Origin of the sequence: Halomonas sp. 707D4 (assembly GCF_024158685.1) — a bacterium.
GTDB lineage: Bacteria > Pseudomonadota > Gammaproteobacteria > Pseudomonadales > Halomonadaceae > Vreelandella.
Genome location: NZ_JAMZBD010000407.1, coordinates 1 through 2,775 on the forward strand (window position 1 = coordinate 1; position 2,775 = coordinate 2,775).

Annotated in this window: 2 protein-coding genes and 1 pseudogene; 2 read left to right on the forward strand and 1 reads right to left on the reverse strand. The window is 65.0% G+C overall.

The features are described 5' to 3' along the window. The coding region (locus tag BIS11_RS14405) for a potassium/proton antiporter (RefSeq protein WP_253586382.1) at positions 1-1,111 on the forward strand (1,111 nt) is incomplete at its 5' end. A 75-nt stretch (positions 1,112-1,186) separates the two neighbouring features. Here BIS11_RS14405 and BIS11_RS14410 read toward each other — a convergent pair. Further along, entirely contained in the window at positions 1,187-1,894 is a 708-nt protein-coding gene (locus tag BIS11_RS14410; protein WP_253418689.1) for a DUF3581 family protein, read from the reverse strand. A gap of 228 nt (positions 1,895-2,122) precedes the next feature. Here BIS11_RS14410 and BIS11_RS14415 point away from each other — a divergent pair. Then, positions 2,123-2,775 (forward strand): annotated as a pseudogene (locus BIS11_RS14415) (hypothetical protein); the annotation flags it as partial.

Below are 2,775 nucleotides of genomic sequence, written 5' to 3' on the forward strand. Positions count from 1 at the left end.
CGTGGGCTGGGTCTCGGTGAAGCTGATCAACCGCATCCACCTGGTGGCTTCGGGGCTCTACCCGGTGATGGTGGCGGCCTGCGGCTTTCTCTCCTTCGGCATTGCCGCCAACCTCGGCGGCAGCGGCTTTCTCGCCATCTTCCTGACCGGGGTGGTGATCGGCAATCGGCGCATCGCCTTCCAGCGCAGCATCTTCCTGTTCCACGACGGACTTGCCTGGCTCAGCCAGATCGCCATGTTCGTGGTGCTGGGGCTTCTGATCAACCCGATGTCGCTGCTCGAGGTATGGTGGGAGGGCCTGGCGATCGCGGCGGTGTTGATCCTGGTCGCCCGGCCGCTGGCGGTGGTGCCGCTCTTGAAGCTGTTCGGCTTCAATGCACGCGAAATGACGCTGGTCTCCTGGGTCGGGCTGCGCGGGTCGGTGCCGATCATCCTGGCGATCTTCCCGCTGCTGTTCGGGCTGGAAAGCGCGCCGCTGATCTTCAACGTGGTGTTCTTCGTCGTGCTGATCTCCGCCTCCATCCAGGGCACGACGCTGCCGCTGGTGGCACGCAAGCTCAAGCTGACCGAAAGCCCGCCGGCGGTGCCCGCCGCCACCCTGGAGATCACCGCCCTCGAGGAGGTCGACGCGGACATCGTCGAGTACCGGCTGGGCGATCAACCCCGCGCCGCAGGGCGGCGCCTTTCCCAGATGGCGCTGCCCGAATCGACCGTGGTGGCCATGATCACCCGCGGGTCGAACGTCATCCCGCCGCGCGGCTCCACGCTCTTGCAGGCGAACGACCACCTGTTCGTGGTGCTGCGCCCGGAAACCCGCCCGTTCATCGACTGCGTGTTCTCCGACGCCCCCGAGGCCGCCCTCAAGGAGCTGCCCGATCAGGCACTCAAGCTCAAGGGCAGCACGACGCTCGACGACTTGCATCACGCCTACGGTCTGCAGACGTTCGAACAGGCGCACATGACCCTCGATCAGCTGCTGCGCGAGCGCCTGGACGGGCCGCTCGAGGTCGGCGATACGCTCACCCTCGGTTCGGTCACGTTCGGCGTCGAGGGACTGCTTGGCGAGCGCGTGACGACGGTGTCGCTCACCCTCGACAACGCCACCGGCTAGACCAACGCAAGAGGGCATGGCGCGTGCGCCATGCCCTCTTTTGCCGTCTTGCCGGTATTTTTGCCGGTAGCGCTATCAGGCCGCTTCGTAGGCCGCCTTGAGCCGGTAGAACTCGTCGACGATCGCCGACATCTGCAGGTCGTCGTAATCGCACAGTCCGCTCACCACGAGCTTCTTCGAGCCCACGCCGAGCGACTCCGCGGCGGATTCGATGGCGAACTCCAGAAGCGCCTCGGCGCGCTTGCCCTGCACGCACAGCGAGGAGTTGGTCAGCGCCAGATTGGGCGTGAAGCCGTCGAGCCGAGTGAGCGAGAAGCCCATGCTGTCGTAGATCACCAGCGGGCGCTTGGGGTTGAACATCACCCCGTGCTCTTCCATCAGCGGCTTGAGGTAGTGCGGGAAGTTCTTGCCCGAAAACGCCACGTAGCAGCGCGCGAATCCTTCGATGGCCTCCTCGTCGAAGGTCGTCTCGCCTTGACGGGTCACGTGCAGGTAGCACTTGCCGCTATCGTCGCACACGTGGATCTGGCCATCCTCGGTCAGATTGAACCGCAGCGGCGTATCCGCCGCCACCATGTTGGTGAAGCGAAACTCCATATGGCGCGACAGGCCAAACTTGACTAGAACCAGAGTGAACAGGAGGTCGCCCGGCACGCAGAAACGGCGCGCATCCGGGTTGTGGATCGGGTTGTAATCACCGGCGACGCCCTTGGCGAAACGGCTGGCCTGCTCGGCGGAGATGACGACGTGCTCCCCGCGCTGTGTATAGAAATCCTTGAACATGGCGTTTGCTGCCTGCCTAGCGTTGAAATCGAAAACCCATATCAGTCCCTTGTCGCGCATAATGCCACAAAACATGCGCCAAAAGGAGTCATTATCAAAAGCCGTACGTCCTGCGAACCCGCGCCCCGACCGCGTTGGCGCCTGGCTCTGATTATAGTCCTAATCGGCGCTTTCGTACTTTCGGCGGCGTGGTGGCTGATCGGCACCGTGCTGCTCAACAGCCAATGGATGGCCGAGAGACTCTCGAACATCGACGGCGTCGAGATTCGCTGGGAGCGCGCCCGCAGCCAGCACCCCGGGCGCTGGGAAGTGGAGAACCTCTCCTTGCACCGGGAAGACGACGTCCTGCCGGTCAGCATCGAGGCCGAACGGGCCGATCTCTCGCTCTCCCTGGTGGAGCTTCTGCGCGGAAGACTTCATATCGATGCCCTGGAAGCGCGCGGCATTCGCCGCCTGCGCATCGCCGATGTCGCCCTCGAGGCCGAAGGCGCGCTGAGTCTGCGCGACGCCGAACTCGGCCGCGAAAGCCTCGGCGCGGCGCAGATCGATCTCGATATCCAGCGGGGGCGGCTTTTGCGCCTGAGCGACGCTGCCCTGCTGGCGCAAGACATTCAACTTAGTGCACAAAGCCGGCTCGAGCCAGTTTCCACCCACATCACCGGCGAGGAGCTCGTGCCGGCGCTGCTCGAGGCGCTTTCGACACGCATCGACGCCTTTGCCCGGGCCGACGCCTGGGACGTCTTCATGCCCTACCTCGAAGGGCTGCCCTGGCTCGCCATCGCCGGGCGCGGCGAGCTCACCCTGGCGGTCGGACTCGACCACGGCGTGCCGACCGAGGCGAGCGAGCTCTTGCTCGACGCGCCGAGCCTGCGCGTCGAGCA

Coding starts and splice junctions, on each gene's coding strand:
- BIS11_RS14410 (WP_253418689.1), bottom strand. CDS start 1,894: ATGTTCAAGGATTTCTATACACAGCGCGGGGAGCACGTCGTCATCTCC.